The sequence below is a fragment of the Rathayibacter sp. VKM Ac-2926 genome (genome assembly GCF_022815565.1).
GTDB lineage: Bacteria > Actinomycetota > Actinomycetes > Actinomycetales > Microbacteriaceae > Rathayibacter > Rathayibacter festucae.
Genome location: NZ_JALGRS010000001.1, coordinates 437183 through 453626, shown reverse-complemented (window position 1 = coordinate 453626; position 16444 = coordinate 437183). Strand labels below are relative to the sequence as shown.

Here is a 16444-nt window from a genome sequence, read left to right as displayed (position 1 = left end):
GCCCGAGCGCCGCCGTGCCCGAGCACCCCGCGTCCGAGACGTCCGAGAGGTCCGCCATGACGACATCCACCCCCGCCCGCCCGCGGCAGTCCGCGCCGGAGCAGCCGCGGAGGAAGCATCCGCGCCGCCGGGCCCTCGCCCGCTTCGGCGGCACCGGCTTCGTCGCCGCCCTGCCGTTCCTCGCGCCGGCGCTGGCCGCCTACCTCGTCTTCGTGGTCGGCCCCTCGCTCGAGTCGGTGCGGCTCAGCTTCTTCGAGTGGTCCGGCTTCCAGGGCGCCCCGCAGGTCTTCGTCGGACTGCAGAACTACGTCCGCATCTTCACCCAGGACCCGGTGTTCTGGACCGCGTTCTCGAACACCCTGATCTGGGTGGTGCTGTCGCTCTTCATCCCGGTCGGCCTCGGACTGGTGATGGCGCTGGCGCTGAACCGGCCGCTGTTCGGGCGCAACGCCTTCCGCTCGCTCTTCTACATCCCGGGCGTGCTCGCCCCGATCGCCATCGCGAACATGTGGCGCTGGATGTACAACCCGAACTACGGCGTGGGCGTGAACCTCGCCCAGCTGTTCGATCTGCCGTGGCTGGCCGAGGTGCAGTGGCTCGGGGACAAGAACCTCGCGCTCTACTCGATCTTCGCGGCCTTCGTCTGGCAGATCGCGGGCACGAACATGGTGCTCTTCCTCGCCGGCCTGCAGAGCGTCTCGCCCGATCACGTCGAGGCGGCCCGGCTCGACGGCGCGAACGCCTGGCAGGTGTTCCGCAACGTGACGATCCCGGCGCTGCGGCCGACCACGGTCGTCGTCGTGGTCCTCACGATCATCAACTCGATCAAGGTGTTCGACCTGATCGTCGGCATGACCGGCGGCGGCCCGGCGCAGCAGACGCAGGTGCTCGCGCTCTGGTCGTTCCAGCAGTCCTTCAACAACCACGAGTACGGCCAGGGCAACGCGATCGCCACCGTCCTGCTCGTGATCACCCTCGTCATCGTCGTCCCGTACATGGTGTGGACGGCTCGTCAGGAGAAGAACTCATGAGCGTCACGAGCATCCCGACCAGCGCACCCGGCCTGGTCGCGCCGCCCAAGCGCCCCCGCCGCCCGGTCGGCGGCCGCGACTACATCCGGATCGGCCTCTGGATCGCGCTGGTCTTCGCCGTCCTGATCTGGGCGGTCCCGCTGATCTTCATGGTCTTCACCTCGCTGAAGAGCGAGGCCGACATCTTCAGCACGCCGGCCTTCGTGCCGCCGTGGTCGCCCGACTTCGGCAACTACGTCGAGGCGCTCGACCGCGGCAACCTGCTCACCGCGGGCGGCAACAGCCTGATCATCGCGCTCTTCAAGGTGCCGATCGGCCTCTTCATCTCGGCGGCCGCCGCCTTCGCACTGGCCCGGATGCGGTTCCGCCGGCAGCGCCTGCTGATGGGCGTGATCGCGCTCGGCGCGATGGTGCCGATCCAGGTCGCGATCGCGCCGCTCTTCCAGGTGATCAACGGGCTGGGGCTGCTGAGCAGCAATTTCGGCATCATCCTGCCGTACATCGCGTTCGGCCTGCCGTACCAGACCTTCATCCTCTACGGCTTCTTCCGGCAGATCCCCGAGGAGATCGACGAGAGCGCGCGGATCGACGGCGCCGGCAACTGGCGGCTGTTCCTGACGATCATCCTGCCGCTGGCCCGCCCGGCCCTCGCCGCGCTGTTCATCCTCGACTTCGTCTCCACCTGGAACGAGTACTCCATCGCGCTCGCGCTGCTGCAGAGCCAGGACTCCTGGACGATCCCGCTCGCGCTGCAGGGCTTCCAGTCGCAGTTCACCAGCTCGTACGGGCCGCTGAACGCCTTCACCATCATGTCCGTGTTCCCCGTGCTGATCGTCTACCTGATGTTCCAGCGCTACTTCGTCGAGGGCGCCTTCGCCGGCGCCGTGAAGGGCTGACCGTGCCGCACACCACCGACACCGCCGAGCGGTTCTCGCGCGAGACGCGCCTGTTCGAGGTCCTCCGCGACCCGCGCGGGCACGCGATCGTCGAGCGCCGCCTCCCCGGGCTGGTGCACTCCTCGATCCTGCACACCCTGCACAGCTATCCGCTGGGGCTCGTCGTCGACACCGAGGAGTCGCTCGACGCGGCCGAGCGCGAGGCGCTGCTGGCCGAGGTCGCCGCGATCCCGACGGAGGAGCCGGCGCCGGTCCGCGAGCAGGAGAGGTACGTCGAGCCCTCCGGCGACTACGAGGGCGAGGACGTCCCGCTCGCGTCGGCCGTCGTCTCCGCGCCCGCCACCGCCACCGTCTTCGGGCGCGTCGAGATCGAGCTGCGCGGCCCGTCGCACGGCAACCCGTTCGTCGACGTCGCGCTCTCGGCGATCGTGGACGGGCCCGCCGGCTCGGTGCGCGTGCCCGGCTTCTACGACGGCGACGGCGTCCACCGCCTGCGCTGGATGCCCGAGGCCGCCGGCGAGTACGCCTGGACCACCTCGAGCAACGCCCGCTCGCTCGACGGCGTCACCGGCTCCGTCTCGGTGACCGCGGCGGTGGCGGGGCAGCACGGCCCGGTGCGGGTGGCCGACACCTTCCACTTCGCGCACGCCGACGGCACCCGCCACCGCCCGCTGGGCACCACCTCCTACGCCTGGACGCACCAGGGCGACGAGCTGGAGGAGCGGACGCTCGCCGCGCTCGCCACCGCCCCCTTCACCAAGATGCGGATGTGCGTCTTCCCGAAGTCGTACCTCTTCAACGAGAACGAGCCCGAGCTCTACCCGTTCGAGGGCTCGCCCGAGGCGGGGTTCGACTGGCAGCGCTTCGATCCGGCGTTCTGGGCGCACCTCGAGCGGCGGATCGAACAGCTCGGCGAGCTCGGCATCGAGGCGGACCTCATCCTCTTCCACGCCTACGACCGCTGGGGCTTCTCGACGATGGACGCCGTCGCCGACGACCGCTACGTGCGCTACGCCGTGGCGCGGCTCGCCTCGTTCGCGAACGTCTGGTGGTCGCTCGCGAACGAGTACGACCTGCTGTTCGAGAAGACCGAGGAGGACTGGGAGCGCTTCGCCGGGATCGTGGGGGAGGACGACCCGTCGCGGCACCTGCTCTCGATCCACAACTGCCGCGAGTTCTACGACCACTCCCGGCCGTGGATCACGCACGCCAGCATCCAGCGGCAGGACGTCTACAAGACGGCCGAGATGACGACCGAGTGGCGCCGCTGGGGCAAGCCGGTCGTGATCGACGAGTGCGCCTACGAGGGCGACATCGACCAGGGCTGGGGCAACATCACCGGCGAGGAGCTGGTGCGGCGGTTCTGGGAGGGCGCGCTGCGCGGCGGCTACGTCGGCCACGGCGAGACCTACGTGCACCCGGACGACGTGCTCTGGTGGTCGAAGGGCGGCGAGCTGCGCGGGACGAGCCCGGCGCGGATCGCGTTCCTGGAGTCGGTGCTGGCCGAGGGGCCGGCGAACGGCCTCGAGCCGATCCCGCTCGACTGGGACGTGCCGCGCGCCGGCGTCGAGGGCGAGTACTACCTCTACTACTTCGGCTTCGACCGCCCCACCTACCGCCGCTTCCTGCTCGAGCCCGACGTCTCGTACACGGTCGACGTCCTCGACACCTGGGCGATGACCGTCGAGCGCCTGCCCGGCACCTACTCGGGCCGCTTCCGCATCGACCTGCCGGGCCGCGAGTACATCGCGGTGCGCCTGCAGCGCGCGCCTGCATGCTGATCGAGTAGCCCGCGGAGCGGGCGTATCGAGATCCACCCTGCTGACGACGGTGGTCTCGATACGCCCCTGCGGGGCTACTCGACCAGCATGAAGCTGTCCTTCGCCGGTCACTGCATGCTGGTCGAGTAGCCGCCGCGGGCGGCGTATCGAGACCCACCCACCTGTTTATCGAGCGCTCGAATCAATTCGACTAGGCTCGACGGCATGACCGAGAACACAGGCACGACCGAGATCCCGGGGGAGCTGCGCGTCGGCGTCGTCGGCCTCGGCTTCGCCGGCACCACCCACCTCGACGCCTTCCAGGCCCTCCCCGGTGCGCGCGTCGTCGCGCTCGCCGGCCAGGAGGAGGAGCGCCTGCGCGAGCTCGGCGCCACCCGCGGCGTCCCCGACCTCTACGCCGACTGGGAGGAGCTCGTCGCCCGCGACGACCTCGACGTCGTCTCGATCGGCGTGCCCAACCACCTCCACCACCCGATCGCCGTCGCCGCGCTCGCCTCCGGCAAGCACGTCTTCTGCGAGAAGCCGCTGGCCACCACCGCCGAGCTCGCCGCCGAGATGGTCGAGGCGGCCCGCGCGAACGACCGCGTCCTCGAGATCGCCTACAACCACCGCCGCCGCGCCGACGTCGCCTACCTGCGCACCTACCTCGACGACGCCCCGCTCGGCGAGATCTACCACGCCCGCGCCAGCTGGCAGCGGCGCACCGGCATTCCGGGCATCGGCTCCTGGTTCACCAGCAAGGAGCTCGCCGGCGGCGGACCGCTGATCGACCTCGGCTCGCACGTCCTCGACATCGCGCTGCATCTGCTCGGCGAACCGCGGGTGACCAGCGTCTCCGCCGTCGCCTACGGCGAGATCGGCCGCTCCGGCCGCGGCGGGCGCCCGCACGGCGTCGCCGCCACCGGCACGCACGCCTTCGAGGTCGAGGACTTCTCCAGCGCGCTGCTGCGCCTCGACAACGGCCGCAGCCTGCAGCTCGACGCCTCCTGGGCCAGCTACTCCAAGGTGCACGAGGACATCGAGGTCGAGCTGCTCGGCTCGGCCGGCGGCGCCCGCCTGCACGTCGCCGACTACGCGACGGAGGGGACGCTCACGTTCTACTCCGAGGTCGCCGGCGCCCCCACCGTCTCCCGCCCCGACGTCCCGGTGCCCGCCGGGCACCACCGCTCGGTGATCGCGGAGTTCCTCGCCGCCATCGCCTCGGGTGCCGACGCTCCCGCCGGCGGACCCCGCTACGCCGGCCACTACGGCGACTACGCGCTGCACCGCAGCCGGGTGGTCGACGCGATCTACCGCTCCGCCGCCGAGAAGAAGGAGGTGGCGGTCGCATGAGCGCACCCCTCGAGGTCCTGGTCTGGAACGAGTTCCGCCACGAGACGCGCGGCGACGAGACCGTGATGCGGCACTACCCCGACGGCATCCACCGGGTGATCGCCGACGGCCTGACCGAGTCGCTCGGCGACGCCGTCTCGGTGCGCACCGCGACCCTCCCCGAGCCCGAGCACGGGCTGACCGAGGAGGCGCTGGCGAGGACCGACGTGCTGCTCTGGTGGGCGCACATCGCGCACCCGGAGGTGTCGGACGAGGTCGTGCAGCGGGTGCTGCGGCACGTGCAGGAGGGGATGGGCATCCTGATCCTGCACTCCGGCCACTACTCGAAGATCTTCCAGGCGCTGATGGGCACGACCTGCTCGCTGAAGTGGCGGAACGACCACGACCGCGAGCTGGTCTGGACGATCGCGCCGACCCATCCGATCGCCGAGGGCGTCCCGAGCCCGATCGTCATCCCCGAGCAGGAGATGTACGGCGAGTACTTCGACATCCCGGTGCCCGAGGAGACGGTGTTCCTCTCGACGTTCTCGGGCGGCGAGGTCTTCCGCTCCGGAGTGACCTACACCCGGGGCCTGGGCAAGGTGTTCTACTTCTCGCCCGGCGACCAGGACTACCCCGTCTACCACCACCCCGACATCAAGCGGGTGCTGGCCAACGCCGTGCAGTGGGCGCGCCCCACGCGCGAGCGCACCCCGCTGACGGCCGACCACCACCCCCGAGGCTGGTTCGAGTCCTGACCCCTCCCGCGAGATGCCACTTGTGCACGCCTTTCACGGCGTGTCGCGTGCACAAGTGGCATCTCGCGGAGGAGATCACGCCCGGCGGGCGTGCCAGGCGCGCAGGGCCGCGACGCCGAGGGCGGCGACGACGAGGGCCGTCGCGGGCGTGCGGAGCGAGACGGCCGGGAGCATCAGCGCGCTGGTGAAGACGGCCTGGGCGTAGTCGAGCATCTCGAGCGGATGGCGGGCCAGCACCCGCGAGCCGGCGGCGGCCGAGACGGCGGTGACCAGCACCGGCCCGACCCAGAGCACGGCGAGGCTCACGATCCACGCGATCACCCGGCCGACGGAGAGCACCCCGCACCAGGCGAGGGCGAGACCGGCCAGGATCCCCGGCAGCCACTGCACCGCGTTCAGCAGCGCGACTCCGGCGGCCGAGCCGTCGCGGCTGAGCGGCGCCACCACTCCGGTCAGCCACCCGCCGACGGCGACCGCCGCGAGCGAGATCGCCACGGCCGCCCCCGCCCGCGGTGCCCGGGCGATCACGAGCAGGAGCAGCGCTCCGACCGCGATCGCAGCGACGGTGCCGCCGACGATCGCGGCGAGGTAGAGGTCGGAGTCGCGGTCCGCCCGCAGCCCGGCGGACACGGTCAGCGCCGACTGCACCAGCGCGACGACCTGCACGCCGACCGCGCCGAGCGCCGCGCCGAGCGGGCCGATGCCGCGGCGCCGGCCGACGCGGGCCGCGAGTCCCGCGAGGGCCGACCCGATCACGATCACCGAGACGATCAGCGTCAGGAAGTACTGGCTGAACGGCAGCAGCGCGAGTGGCATCTCCTCGGGCAGCACGTCGGTCGCCCAGAGGTTCTGCAGCGGCAGCCGCAGCCCGGTGAGCAGCCACGGCAGCAGTCCGAGCACGCCGGCCGCGACGCCGACCCCGAGGCTCGGGAGCAGGCGCGGGCGACGGTGGACGGGCGCTGCGGAGGAGGTCACCCGACCATCCTCGCGCGAGTGCTGTCCCGCGGGGGCCCGCTCGTGCGACTGTGAGGAGTCCCCGCTCCTCCCCGCACCCGCGCCCCATACGAGAGGAGGGCCGCCGTGGCCCTCGACCAGACCGTCCGCTCCTCCGCGGCCGAGCTCGACCGCCTCGACCCGCTCGCCGGCTACCGCTCCCGCTTCGTCGGCGCGGACGACCCGGCGCTGCCCGCCTACGTCGACGGCAACTCGCTCGGCCGCCCGCTGAAGGTCCTGACCGAGCGCTACGCCGCGTTCGTCGAGCAGGAGTGGGGGACCCGCCTCATCCGCGGCTGGGACGACAGCTGGTTCCAGCTCCCGCTGACGCTCGGCGACCGCCTCGGCGCGTCGGTGCTCGGCGCGGCTGCCGGCCAGGTCGTCGTCGGCGACTCGACCACCGTCTCGCTCTACAAGCTGATCCGCACCGCGCTGACCGCCCGGCCCGGCCGCTCCGAGATCGTCATCGACCGCGGCAACTTCCCGACCGACCGCTTCGTCGTCGAGGGGATCGCCGCCGAGACCGGCGCGAGCATCCGCTGGATCGAGACCGAGTCGGGCTCCGGGGTCACGCCGGACGACGTCCGCGCGGTCGTCGGCTCCGACACGGCCGTGGTCGTGCTGAGCCAGGTCGCCTACCGCTCCGGCTACGCCGCCGACGTCCCGGCGATCACCGAGATCGTGCACGAGCACGGCGCGCTGGTGCTCTGGGACGTCTGCCACTCCGTCGGCGTGCTGCCGATCGAGCTCGATGCCTGGGGCGTGGACCTCGCGGCGGGCTGCACCTACAAGTACCTCAACGGCGGACCGGGCGCCCCCGCCTTCCTCTACGTCCGCCGCGAGCTGATCGCCGGCGCTCGGCAGCCGATCCAGGGCTGGATGGGCGTCAAGGACTCGTTCCGGATGGGCGAGGACTACGACCCCGCCGACGGCATCCGCCGCTTCCTCAGTGGCACGCCGCCGATCGTCGGGATGCTCGCCATGCAGGCGATGCTCGACCTGATCGAGGAGGCGGGCCTGCCCGCGATCCACGTCAAGTCGATCGCGCTGACCGCCTTCGCCGTCGAGCTGTTCGACGAGCACCTCGCCCCGCTCGGCGTCGAGCTGTCGACCACCCGCGAGCCCGCGCGCCGTGGCGGCCACATCACCGTCGACCACCCGGACTTCGCCGCGATGGTCCCCGTGCTCTGGGAGCGCGGGATCATCCCGGACTTCCGCACGCCCAGCGGCATCCGGCTCGGGCTCTCGCCGCTCTCCACCTCCTTCGCGGAGGTCGAGACCGTGGTGATGGCGGTGCGCGACCTGCTCCTCGAGGGGGCGCGCGAGTCCCGAGAGGTGCACGGCGGCGCGTGAGCGGGGTCCTCGACCTCGCGGCGCGCGAGCCGGACGAGTTGCTGCGCTACGGGACCGCGCCTGAGCAGATCGCCGAGCTCTACCGCGGCTCGGGGCGGGGTCTCGTGCTGTTCGTGCACGGAGGCTTCTGGCGGGCGCGCTGGGACCGGAGTCACGCGCGCCCGCTGGCCGCCGCCCTCGCCGACGCGGGCTGGTCGGTGCTGCTGCTCGAGTACCGGCGCGTCGGCGACGCGTGCGGCGGATGGCCGGGCACCTTCGACGACGTCCTCGCGGCGATCGAGGCGCTCCCGCCGCTGCTCCCCGCGAAGGAGCGCCCGCGCACGGTCCTGGTCGGCCACTCGGCCGGCGGTCACCTGGCGCTGTGGTCGCAGGCCGCGCATCCGTCGCCGCACGTCGACGCCGTCGTGTCGCTCGCCGGAGTCGCCGACCTGCGCGTCGCCGCCGACGAGCGGCTGGGGAACGGCGCCGTCGCGGAGCTGCTCGGCCCGGACGGCCCGCTCGACGACCTCGACCCGGCGCGGCTCCCCGCCCCACCGATGCCGACCGTGCTGCTGCAAGGCACCCTCGACGACGAGGTCCCGATCGCGTACAGCCGCCGCTACTGCGCCGAGCACCCCTCCGCGCACCTCGTCGAGCTCCCGGACGCCGACCACTACGCCCCGATCGACCCGCGCACCCCCGCGTTCGCCGCCCTTCTGGCAGTCCTCTCGTCCGTGCGCGTGCACAAGTAAGGCTGGATCCCCCGAATCGACCTGTTCTCCCGCCGATCGCGCTTCCTGGCCTGAGTTGTGCACCCGTTCGCGGGATGAACGACTCCCCGAGCGGGCGCGGCGCGCGTTGGACTTGTCCGACCTCGTGCCGAGTGAGCGAGAACAGGCATCCCGCGCCATCTCCTCCGCGGCGCTCCCTCCGACGAGCCTGGACGGGTCTACTTCTCGGCGGGGCACCACCGGTCTGCTCGGCGAGACGACAGCGGGTGACGACAGGAACGGCGACGGAGAAGTGACGATGACCAGATACGACCTTGCAGCGACCGCCGAGCGGGACGGGCGCTGGTGGCTCGTGACGATCCCCGAGCTCGACACCGTGGGTCAGACCCGGATGCTCGGCGAGGTGAACGCCGTCGCCCGGGAGGTGGCCGCGCTCTTCCTGAACGTGCCGGAGGAGGACGTGAGCGTCACAGTCACCGTGCACGTGACTCCCGCCGCCGCGGCGGCGTGGCGCGAAGACGGTGGGGACGGCTTCGGGACTCGATGAGGAGGCAGAGTCCTCATGCTGGTCGAGTAGCCCCGCAGGGGCGTATCGAGACCCGCCCACCCTCGGCGCGGCGGGGTCTGCAGACTCGTCCTGCTGGCGCTGGTGGATCTCGATACGCCCGCTCCGCGGGCTACTCGATCAGCATGGAGGCGGTGAGCGACCCGCGAGGCGGCGGGTGCCGCCGCTACAGGGCCGGCGGGTAGAGGGAGACGGGGACCTGCGCCGTGGGGAAGGCGCGGGTGCCGTAGCTGGACGAGAAGTGACTCTGACCGGGTACGACCTTGCAGTGACGCCGAGCGGGACGGGCGCTGGTGACTCGTGACGTCAACGGCGAAGGCTCCTGGGTGAAGGTACCCAACGGCTACTGGTGGGTGATCGTGAAGAGTGGAAACTGCCCCAGGTGACGCTGGTGCGCGATCCGAGCACATCGATCTCGTCGTTCTGCGATGCAGCGGATCAGCTTCCGCCTTCTCCAAGAGGAAGCAGTCCGCCGGCGACTCTCCTTCGGTCGATGGAGATGAAGATCCGGACGATCACTCCTGAGACGACGATGACCGCACCAGCGGTCATGCCCGTGCCGGCTGCTCCGTCCGCGGAATTCCAGCTCTGCCAGAAGAAGCCCGGATCGAAGAGCGGATTCGCGACCGCGATCAGTATGAGGCCGATGAATGTCCCGACTCGTCCGGTGCGGAAGAGCATGGTGAGGATGATCGAGGCGAACGACAGGATCCAGACGGCTACTGACAAGGGCTCTTCCGGGCGCTCGTTCAGTGCTTCTCGACAGGCCAGGTCATTCGAGACGAAACACGGGCTCCAGGCGTGATATCCCCAGAGGATGTCGAGCAAGCCCAACGCTATCAATACCCATGGCGCCGACCGTTGCATCATCTCTCCCCAAGTAGTGCGATCACTCCGCTTCTCACGCTGGAGCAACGGGATGACGTCATCGCGGTCCAGCGCGGTGCCGGTGTCCGTCGAGCAGGCGCGTCCGGACCGATGTCGTCTCGGGCTCGTGGAGCCGTCGCGACCCCACGACCGCGAAGAAGATCGCGGAGACGAGCGGACTTCGGTTCGACGCCCTTCCCTCGTGACGCGCAGGGGACACGCGGTGTCACCGAGACCGTGCTGATCGCTACAGGGCGGGCGGGTAGAGGAAGAGGGGGACCTGCGCCGTGGGGAAGGTGCGGGTGACGTAGCTGTGGCGGCCGCCGTAGTTGTACTCCTCGAGGAGGACGGTGCCGTCGTCGTTGACCTGCTGCACGTAGGAGACGTGGTTGTAGGTCCACCAGGCGACGCAGCCGACGATCGGGACGGAGCTGGTGGCCCAGCCCTTCGCGGCCCAATTGTCCGGCCACTCCCAGGCGCTGCCGCCCATCGGCGTGATGTTGCCCCAGGTGTACTTCCACGGGGCGGCGGTGGCGCCGGCGTCGCGGTTGAGGCGCCAGGCCACGAAGTCGACGCACTCGCGGTAGTAGTAGCCGAGCGGGGAGAGCCCGCCGCCGTCGTCGTCGATGGTCTCGTAGGGCCACGGGTAGTCGTCGCCGACGGCGCGGGTCTGCACGGTGCTGAAGCCGCCGCCGTTCGCGTTCTGCAGCACGGCCGCCTGGCGGCTGGCCTCGTCGAGCTGCGCCTGCGTCGGCGCGGCGAACGCGTCGCGGACGGCGGTCTGCCCGGCCGCCTCCGACGAGACGGTGAGGTTCTGCAGGCCCGCGCGGTTCGCGGCGGTGCCGGCCGCGGTGGCCGCAGTGCTGCGGGCGCCGTACGCGGGCAGCGCGGCGGTGGCGAAGAGGCCGCCGACGATCGAGAACGTGGCGAAGCCGAGGGTGCGCCGGCTGAGCCCACCGGAGCGAGCGGGCTGCGGGGCGGCGGGAGTGCGCGGGGCGACCGGAGTGCGCCGGGCGGCCGTGGCGCGAGGAGTCGCGACGGGCACGGAGGCGACGGGCACGGAAGCGACGGGCACGGAAGCGACGGGCGCAGAAGCGACGGCCGCGGCAGCGACAGGCACAGCGGCACCGGCCGCCCGTGAAGCGGCGGCGGCCTCAGCGGCGCGGGCCTCGCGGCGGGTGCGGTGCACCGGCGCGGAGGGAGAGGTGTCGTGACACTCCTGCGGATCGGGAATGCCAGTGGTCGACACGCGTGCGCTCTCCTCGGGTGGGCGGACTGGGGTGGTGCAGGGGGGCCTGCGGGGTGGTGCGGGGCGCCGGCAGGGCCCGGCGACTCGTCACTCTAGCCCGCCACCGTGCGGTAACGGAATGATCACGACGGAACTCGTCGCGCAGCGTCTCCTCCCGCTCCGGCCCCGGTGGGAGGATGGAAGGACCAGGGAAGGAGCCGTCCATGACCGAATCCACTCCCTCCGGACCCGTGCTCGTCGGCGTCGTCGACGGGCAGCGTCCCGAGGTCGTCCGCACCGCCGCGCAGCTCGCCTCCGGGCTCGGCGCGCCGCTGCTGCTGCTCACCGTGGTCGCCGATCCGTACCTCGTCGGCGAGTACGTCGACCCGATGACCGGCGGCATCCCCGTCGGCCTCGTGCCCCGCTCCGGCGGCACCGGCGCCGGCCCCACCGAGCCGCCCGGGCTCCGCGAGGAGATCGGCGCGGCCCTCGCCGGGACGGACGTCGACTGGACGCTGCGCACCGTCCAGGGCGAGCCGGCGCTGGTCCTGACCGACGTCGCCGAGGAGGTCGATGCGCGGATGATCGTGGTCGGCACCCGCGACGCCGGAGTGCTCGCGAGCATCGCCGAGTTCCTCAGCGGCAGCGTCGCGGTGCACCTCGCGCACCGTCAGCGCCGCCCCGTCCTCGTCGTGCCCCGCGCCGACGAGGGCACCCGCCGCCGCGTCCCGTGGGACACGGGGGAGTGACGCCGCCGCAGGCTTCGTCTCAGGATTCCGGGCCGTCCGCTGAGGGACCGCGCTCGCCCTGCCGCCGCTCGGCACCGTCCCGGTGGCGACGATCACGGTCGACCTCGTCGGCGGCCTCCTGCTCGGGCTGCTGCTCGCCGGCCTCGCCCGCCGCGGATGCTGCTCGAGCGGCGCTGGGCCGCCGGCCTCGGGATGTGGGCGGGGGCGCTCGCCGCGGCGGCCGGTGGGCTGGCGCTGACGGGGGCTCTGCTCGCGCGCTGAGACCGGATGTCTCATCGACCGGCCCGCAGGGCGCTCCGACAGTGGGACCGTGCCCCCCATTGACGGGGGTCAAGCGGCTCTGAGCACGATCTCCGCCGATCCCGCCCCCGGCGCCGGGACAAGATATGCGGTGTGACGTTCGGGGGCGGTCTGCGGGAGCTGCGGCTCGCCGTCGTCGACGACCAGCCGCTCTACCGGCAGATGCTCGCGTCGCTGCTGCGCGCGGTGCCCGGAGTCCGGAGTGTCGTCGAGGCGTCCTCGGCCGCCGAGGCGCGCGAGCGGCTGCGACCCGCCGAGCTCGACGTCGCCGTGATCGACATCGAGCTGGGCGACGGCGACGGGATCGAGCTCGGCCGCGAGCTGCGCGCCGGCGACCCCGAGCTCGCCGTCGTGCTGCTCTCGGCAGTCGACTCGATGCACCGCTTCCTCCGGCTCGGCCGCGACGAGGTGCGCGGCTGGAGCTACCTCTCGAAGAGCTCGTCGCTCTCGTCCCCCGCGCTGATGACCGCGATCCGGGCGACCCTCGACGGCCGGACCGTGCTCGACCCCGCCCTGGTCGCCGCGCGCACCGCCCGCCGGAGCTCGCCCGTCGACGCGCTCAGCCGCCGGCAGTACGAGGTGCTCGGCGCCCTCGCCTCGGGCCTCACCAACGCCGCGATCGCGGAGCGGCTCGGCATCGCGGTGCGCTCGGTCGACAATCACGTGAACGCCCTCTACGGAGCGCTCGGCCTGCGCTCCGACGGCTCGCGCAACCCCCGCGTGGAGGCGACCCTGCTGTTCCTGGAGCACACCCGGTGACCCTCGCCGACGACTCCCGGCCGCGGCGCGCGGACGACGCCGAGGACAACCGGATCCTGCGCGGGACCGTCGCGATCCTCGGCGGCGTGCTGGCCGTCCTCGCGGCGCTGCAGGCGGTCTTCGCGCTGGGCATGCTGTCGCAGACCGTGCGGGGGGTCGAGAGCGGGCCGGTCGTCGACGTCGTCGTGCGCGTGGTCGTCAACATCGCGTCGATCGGCCTCGCGGTCGCGCTCGTCGCGCTGCTGCGTCCCGAGCGCCGCGCGCGCACCGGGCGGCTGCTGGTCTCGGCGGGGATCGCGGCGGTCGTCGCCGTCGTCCGGGTCGGGCTGCAGCTCATCGTCGGGGTCTACCTGCCGACCGCGCTCGACGCGCTCGTGGTCGAGCTCGTGGTGGGCGCGGTGGTCGTCGGCCTGATCGTCTCGTTCGGGTTCCTGCTCGTCGATGCGACCCGACGGGTGCGCGAGAAGGAGCGGGAGCGCGCCCGCGTGCTGCTCCAGGCCGTCGACGCGGTGCAGGCGCTCCAGCAGGAGGAGCTGCGCGTGCGTCGCGAGGTCGCGCAGGGCCTGCACGGCCGGCTGCAGAACACGCTCGTGGTGCTGGCCGCGGAGCTGCGCGGGCTGGCCGCGACTCCTCCCTCCGCCGCGACCGCCGAGCGACTGAGCGGCATCGCGAGCCGGCTCGACGAGCTGCGGGAGCAGGAGGTCCGCGCGGTCAGCGGGGCGCTCTACCCGGTCGACATCGAGCACGGGCTGGTCGCCGCCGCCCGTGATCTGCTCTCGCGCCTGCCGCCGGAGATCGCCGTCGACCTGGACGTCCACGACGACTACCCGGGTCTCGAGGAGCGCGGTGTCCCGATCGAGCAGCGGGTGCTGCTGGTGCGGCTGATCGAGGAGGCGCTGACCAACGCGCTCAAGCACGGCGGCGCGCGGGCCGTGCGGCTGCAGCTCGACGTGGCGCGCGGGGAGCGGGAGCACGCCGTGGTGATCGGTCTCGACGACGACGGCGGCGGGCTCGCGGCCCCGCCGGTGCTCTCCGGGCTCGAGCGCCTCTCGCGCCAGTTCGCGGTCTACGGAGGCTCGATCGAGCTGGCCCCGTCGGCCGCCCTCGGCGGCGCGCGGCTCGCCGGCCGGCTGCCGCTGCGGCTGTCCTGAGCCGAGGAGCCGTCCTGAGCCGACGAGCCGTCCTGACACAGCGAGGGGGAGGCGGTTCCGTCCGCCTCCCCCTCGCTCCGCGCCGTCTCTCCGGCGCTCAGCCCGCCGTCAGCTCTGCGGCGGCGTGTAGAACTGGAGGTCGTTGCCCTCGGAGTCCTTGAAGGGGAGGATGCGACCCCACTCGTGGTCGCTGATCTCGCCCTCGATCGACGCGCCGCGCGCCTTCAGCCGCTCCAGCTCGTCCTCGATGCTGCCGTCGGGCTGGAACGAGATGACCGCTCCGCCGCTCTCCGCGACCGAGGCCGACTCGCGGGCGTTCAGCCCGATCATCAATCCGCCCGCGTCGAGCTCCGACCAGTCGCCCGAGGTGCTCTTCACGTCGAGGCCGAGGGTGTCGCGGTAGAACGCGACCGCCCGCTCCATGTCCTCGACCGGCACCCATACCGTCGCCACTCCTGCTGCCGCCATGATCCGGTCTCCTTCGATCGATGTTGCCGTCCGCTCACGGTAGAGCGGGGCCCGAGGTGCCGAGGGGCGTCCTCACCGTTCGTCCAGCCGGCGGCCCGGTGACTGACGGCCGGCGACGCGGAGATCCACAGCAACGCGGGCGGCCAAGGGGTTGCTTCCGCCGGATCGGACGCGACTCGTCGCCGATCGCGACGTCGCGCTCGTACTGCCGTTCCGGCTCCATGCTGGTCGAGTAGCCCCGCAGGGGCGTATCGAGACCCACCTCCCTGCGAACGTCGGCCTCCTCCCCGCCCTGCGCCCGAACCTGACGCGCTCCCTCCGCTCGATACGCTGAGGGAGACCGCGGTCGATCGCGTCGGTGCCCGCCGCGCCGCTCGCCCGCCGCTCGAAGGGACTCCCGTGACGACGCCCGCACCGACCTCTCCCCGCCCGGACCGGACGGATCGCATCCGGGTGGTCGCCGCCACGCCGATCAGCGAGGAGCTGATCGCGCGGGTGGTGGAGCTGGAGCCGCGGATCGACTTCGTCGCCGACCAGAGTCTGCTGCCGCCGATGCGGCACGCGGGCGATCACGGCGGCGATCCCGCGTTCGAGCGGACTCCGGAGCAGCAGGCGGCGTTCGAGGAGCTGGTCGACTCCGCCGAGGTGCTCTACGGGATCCCCGGCGAGGACCCGGCTGCGCTGGCCCGCACGGTCGCCGCGAACCCGGGGCTGCGCTGGGTGCAGACGATGCCCGCGGGCGGCGGCGCGCAGGTGAAGAAGGCCGGCCTGAGCGAGGAGCAGCTCGCGCGGGTCGCGTTCTCCACCTCCGCGGGCGTGCACTCCGATCCGCTGGCCGAGTTCTCCCTGTTCGGCCTGCTCGCCGGCGCGAAGACGCTGCCGAAGCTGCAGGCACTGCAGGGCCGGCGCGAGTGGGGCTCGCGCTGGACGATGAGCCTGCTCTCGGAGCAGACGATCCTGATCGTCGGGCTCGGCACCATCGGCCGGGCGACCGCGCAGAAGCTGTCGGCCCTCGGCGCCCGGGTGATCGGCACCAGCCGGCACGCCGACTCCGTGGAGCACGTGGACGAGATCGTGCCGCCGTCGGCGATCGCCGAGGTCGCCGGGCGGATCGACGGCGTCGTCGTCACCCTCCCCGGCACCGAGCAGACCGAGAAGCTCGTCGGCGCCGACTTCTTCGCCGCGCTGCGCCCCGGAGCGACGCTGGTCAGCGTCGGCCGCGGCACCGTCATCGACGAGGACGCGCTGCTCGCCGCGCTCGAGGACGGCCGGGTCGGCTTCGCCGCCCTCGACGTCGTCGCGGAGGAGCCGCTCGCCCAGGACAGCCCGCTCTGGAACCACCCGAGCGTCCTGCTCAGCCCGCACACCGCCGCACTGAACGCGGCCGAGGACCGCCTGATCGCCGAGCTCTTCGCCCGCAACGCCACCCGCTACCTCGACGGCGAAGAGCTGATCAACCGGGTCGACACCGTCGAGTTCTACTGACGCGAGGGCCCGCGCGGCTCCTCGAGACCCCTCCACAGC

General features: G+C 72.3%; 16 protein-coding genes. 12 read left to right on the top strand and 4 right to left on the bottom strand.

The genetic code is table 11. The features are described 5' to 3' along the window. Positions 1-56 precede the first annotated feature (56 nt). The 5 genes from MT351_RS02180 to MT351_RS02160 all read left to right on the top strand — a co-directional run bounded on the left by MT351_RS02180 (position 57) and on the right by MT351_RS02160 (position 5777). A complete protein-coding gene (locus MT351_RS02180; RefSeq protein ID WP_243581112.1) occupies positions 57-1031 on the top strand; it encodes a carbohydrate ABC transporter permease in 975 nt (324 codons plus the stop codon). Then, positions 1028-1927: a carbohydrate ABC transporter permease gene (locus MT351_RS02175; protein ID WP_123734670.1), complete on the top strand. Its 900-nt coding sequence runs from the start codon at positions 1028-1030 to the stop codon at positions 1925-1927. Before MT351_RS02180 ends, MT351_RS02175 begins: the two co-directional genes overlap by 4 nt. A gap of 2 nt (positions 1928-1929) precedes the next feature. Next, positions 1930-3708 carry a DUF5605 domain-containing protein gene (locus MT351_RS02170; RefSeq protein WP_243581111.1) on the top strand — a complete coding sequence of 593 codons (1779 nt, stop codon included), beginning with the start codon at positions 1930-1932 and terminating at the stop codon, positions 3706-3708. A 204-nt stretch (positions 3709-3912) separates the two neighbouring features. Further along, entirely contained in the window at positions 3913-5040 is a 1128-nt protein-coding gene (locus MT351_RS02165) for a Gfo/Idh/MocA family protein (RefSeq protein ID WP_243581110.1), read from the top strand. After that, positions 5037-5777, top strand: coding sequence for a ThuA domain-containing protein (locus MT351_RS02160; protein ID WP_123734672.1), 741 nt, complete (start codon positions 5037-5039; stop codon positions 5775-5777). The genes MT351_RS02165 and MT351_RS02160 overlap by 4 nt, the downstream gene beginning before the upstream one ends. Positions 5778-5852: 75 nt before the next feature. On the opposite strand, the gene MT351_RS02155 is transcribed toward MT351_RS02160, so the two are convergent. Beyond that, positions 5853-6752 (bottom strand): hypothetical protein, encoded by a 900-nt coding sequence (locus MT351_RS02155; RefSeq protein ID WP_123734673.1) that lies wholly within the window; start codon positions 6750-6752, stop codon positions 5853-5855. A gap of 105 nt (positions 6753-6857) precedes the next feature. Here MT351_RS02155 and MT351_RS02150 point away from each other — a divergent pair, with 105 nt between their 5' ends. The 3 genes from MT351_RS02150 to MT351_RS02140 all read left to right on the top strand — a co-directional run bounded on the left by MT351_RS02150 (position 6858) and on the right by MT351_RS02140 (position 9380). Beyond that, positions 6858-8123: a kynureninase gene (locus tag MT351_RS02150; RefSeq protein WP_132435192.1), complete on the top strand. Its 1266-nt coding sequence runs from the start codon at positions 6858-6860 to the stop codon at positions 8121-8123. Further along, on the top strand, positions 8120-8854 hold the full coding sequence (locus MT351_RS02145) for a S9 family peptidase (protein ID WP_132435190.1): 735 nt from the start codon (positions 8120-8122) through the stop codon (positions 8852-8854). Before MT351_RS02150 ends, MT351_RS02145 begins: the two co-directional genes overlap by 4 nt. A gap of 277 nt (positions 8855-9131) precedes the next feature. Next, positions 9132-9380, top strand: coding sequence for a hypothetical protein (locus MT351_RS02140; RefSeq protein ID WP_132435188.1), 249 nt, complete (start codon positions 9132-9134; stop codon positions 9378-9380). Between the two features lie 456 nt (positions 9381-9836). Here MT351_RS02140 and MT351_RS02135 read toward each other — a convergent pair whose 3' ends face one another. Next, positions 9837-10226 carry a hypothetical protein gene (locus MT351_RS02135; protein WP_132435186.1) on the bottom strand — a complete coding sequence of 130 codons (390 nt, stop codon included), beginning with the start codon at positions 10224-10226 and terminating at the stop codon, positions 9837-9839. Positions 10227-10512: 286 nt separating this feature from the next. After that, positions 10513-11340: a CHAP domain-containing protein gene (locus MT351_RS20215; RefSeq protein WP_165908982.1), complete on the bottom strand. Its 828-nt coding sequence runs from the start codon at positions 11338-11340 to the stop codon at positions 10513-10515. A 377-nt stretch (positions 11341-11717) separates the two neighbouring features. Between MT351_RS20215 and MT351_RS02125 the strand changes: the two genes are divergently transcribed. The 3 genes from MT351_RS02125 (at position 11718) to MT351_RS02115 (ending at position 14452) form a co-directional block, all read left to right on the top strand. Further along, positions 11718-12242, top strand: coding sequence for a universal stress protein (locus MT351_RS02125; RefSeq protein ID WP_159423666.1), 525 nt, complete (start codon positions 11718-11720; stop codon positions 12240-12242). Between the two features lie 393 nt (positions 12243-12635). Continuing rightward, complete coding sequence (locus MT351_RS02120; protein WP_243581109.1) at positions 12636-13301, top strand: response regulator transcription factor; 666 nt, start codon at positions 12636-12638, stop codon at positions 13299-13301. Then, positions 13298-14452 (top strand): sensor histidine kinase, encoded by a 1155-nt coding sequence (locus tag MT351_RS02115; protein ID WP_132435184.1) that lies wholly within the window; start codon positions 13298-13300, stop codon positions 14450-14452. Before MT351_RS02120 ends, MT351_RS02115 begins: the two co-directional genes overlap by 4 nt. Before the next feature lie 108 nt (positions 14453-14560). Here MT351_RS02115 and MT351_RS02110 read toward each other — a convergent pair whose 3' ends face one another. Then, entirely contained in the window at positions 14561-14920 is a 360-nt protein-coding gene (locus MT351_RS02110; RefSeq protein WP_132435182.1) for a VOC family protein, read from the bottom strand. A gap of 399 nt (positions 14921-15319) precedes the next feature. Here MT351_RS02110 and MT351_RS02105 point away from each other — a divergent pair, with 399 nt between their 5' ends. Next, positions 15320-16405, top strand: coding sequence for a D-2-hydroxyacid dehydrogenase (locus tag MT351_RS02105; RefSeq protein ID WP_207901604.1), 1086 nt, complete (start codon positions 15320-15322; stop codon positions 16403-16405). Positions 16406-16444 lie beyond the last annotated feature (39 nt).

Bases quoted from the DNA above. Each gene is read 5' to 3' on its own strand.
- MT351_RS02125 (WP_159423666.1), top strand. From the start codon at position 11,718: ATGACCGAATCCACTCCCTCCGGACCCGTGCTCGTCGGCGTCGTCGAC.
- MT351_RS02160 (WP_123734672.1), top strand. From the start codon at position 5,037: ATGAGCGCACCCCTCGAGGTCCTGGTCTGGAACGAGTTCCGCCACGAG.
- MT351_RS02165 (WP_243581110.1), top strand. From the start codon at position 3,913: ATGACCGAGAACACAGGCACGACCGAGATCCCGGGGGAGCTGCGCGTC.
- MT351_RS02110 (WP_132435182.1), bottom strand. From the start codon at position 14,920: ATGGCGGCAGCAGGAGTGGCGACGGTATGGGTGCCGGTCGAGGACATG.
- MT351_RS02180 (WP_243581112.1), top strand. From the start codon at position 57: ATGACGACATCCACCCCCGCCCGCCCGCGGCAGTCCGCGCCGGAGCAG.
- MT351_RS02140 (WP_132435188.1), top strand. From the start codon at position 9,132: ATGACCAGATACGACCTTGCAGCGACCGCCGAGCGGGACGGGCGCTGG.
- MT351_RS02175 (WP_123734670.1), top strand. From the start codon at position 1,028: ATGAGCGTCACGAGCATCCCGACCAGCGCACCCGGCCTGGTCGCGCCG.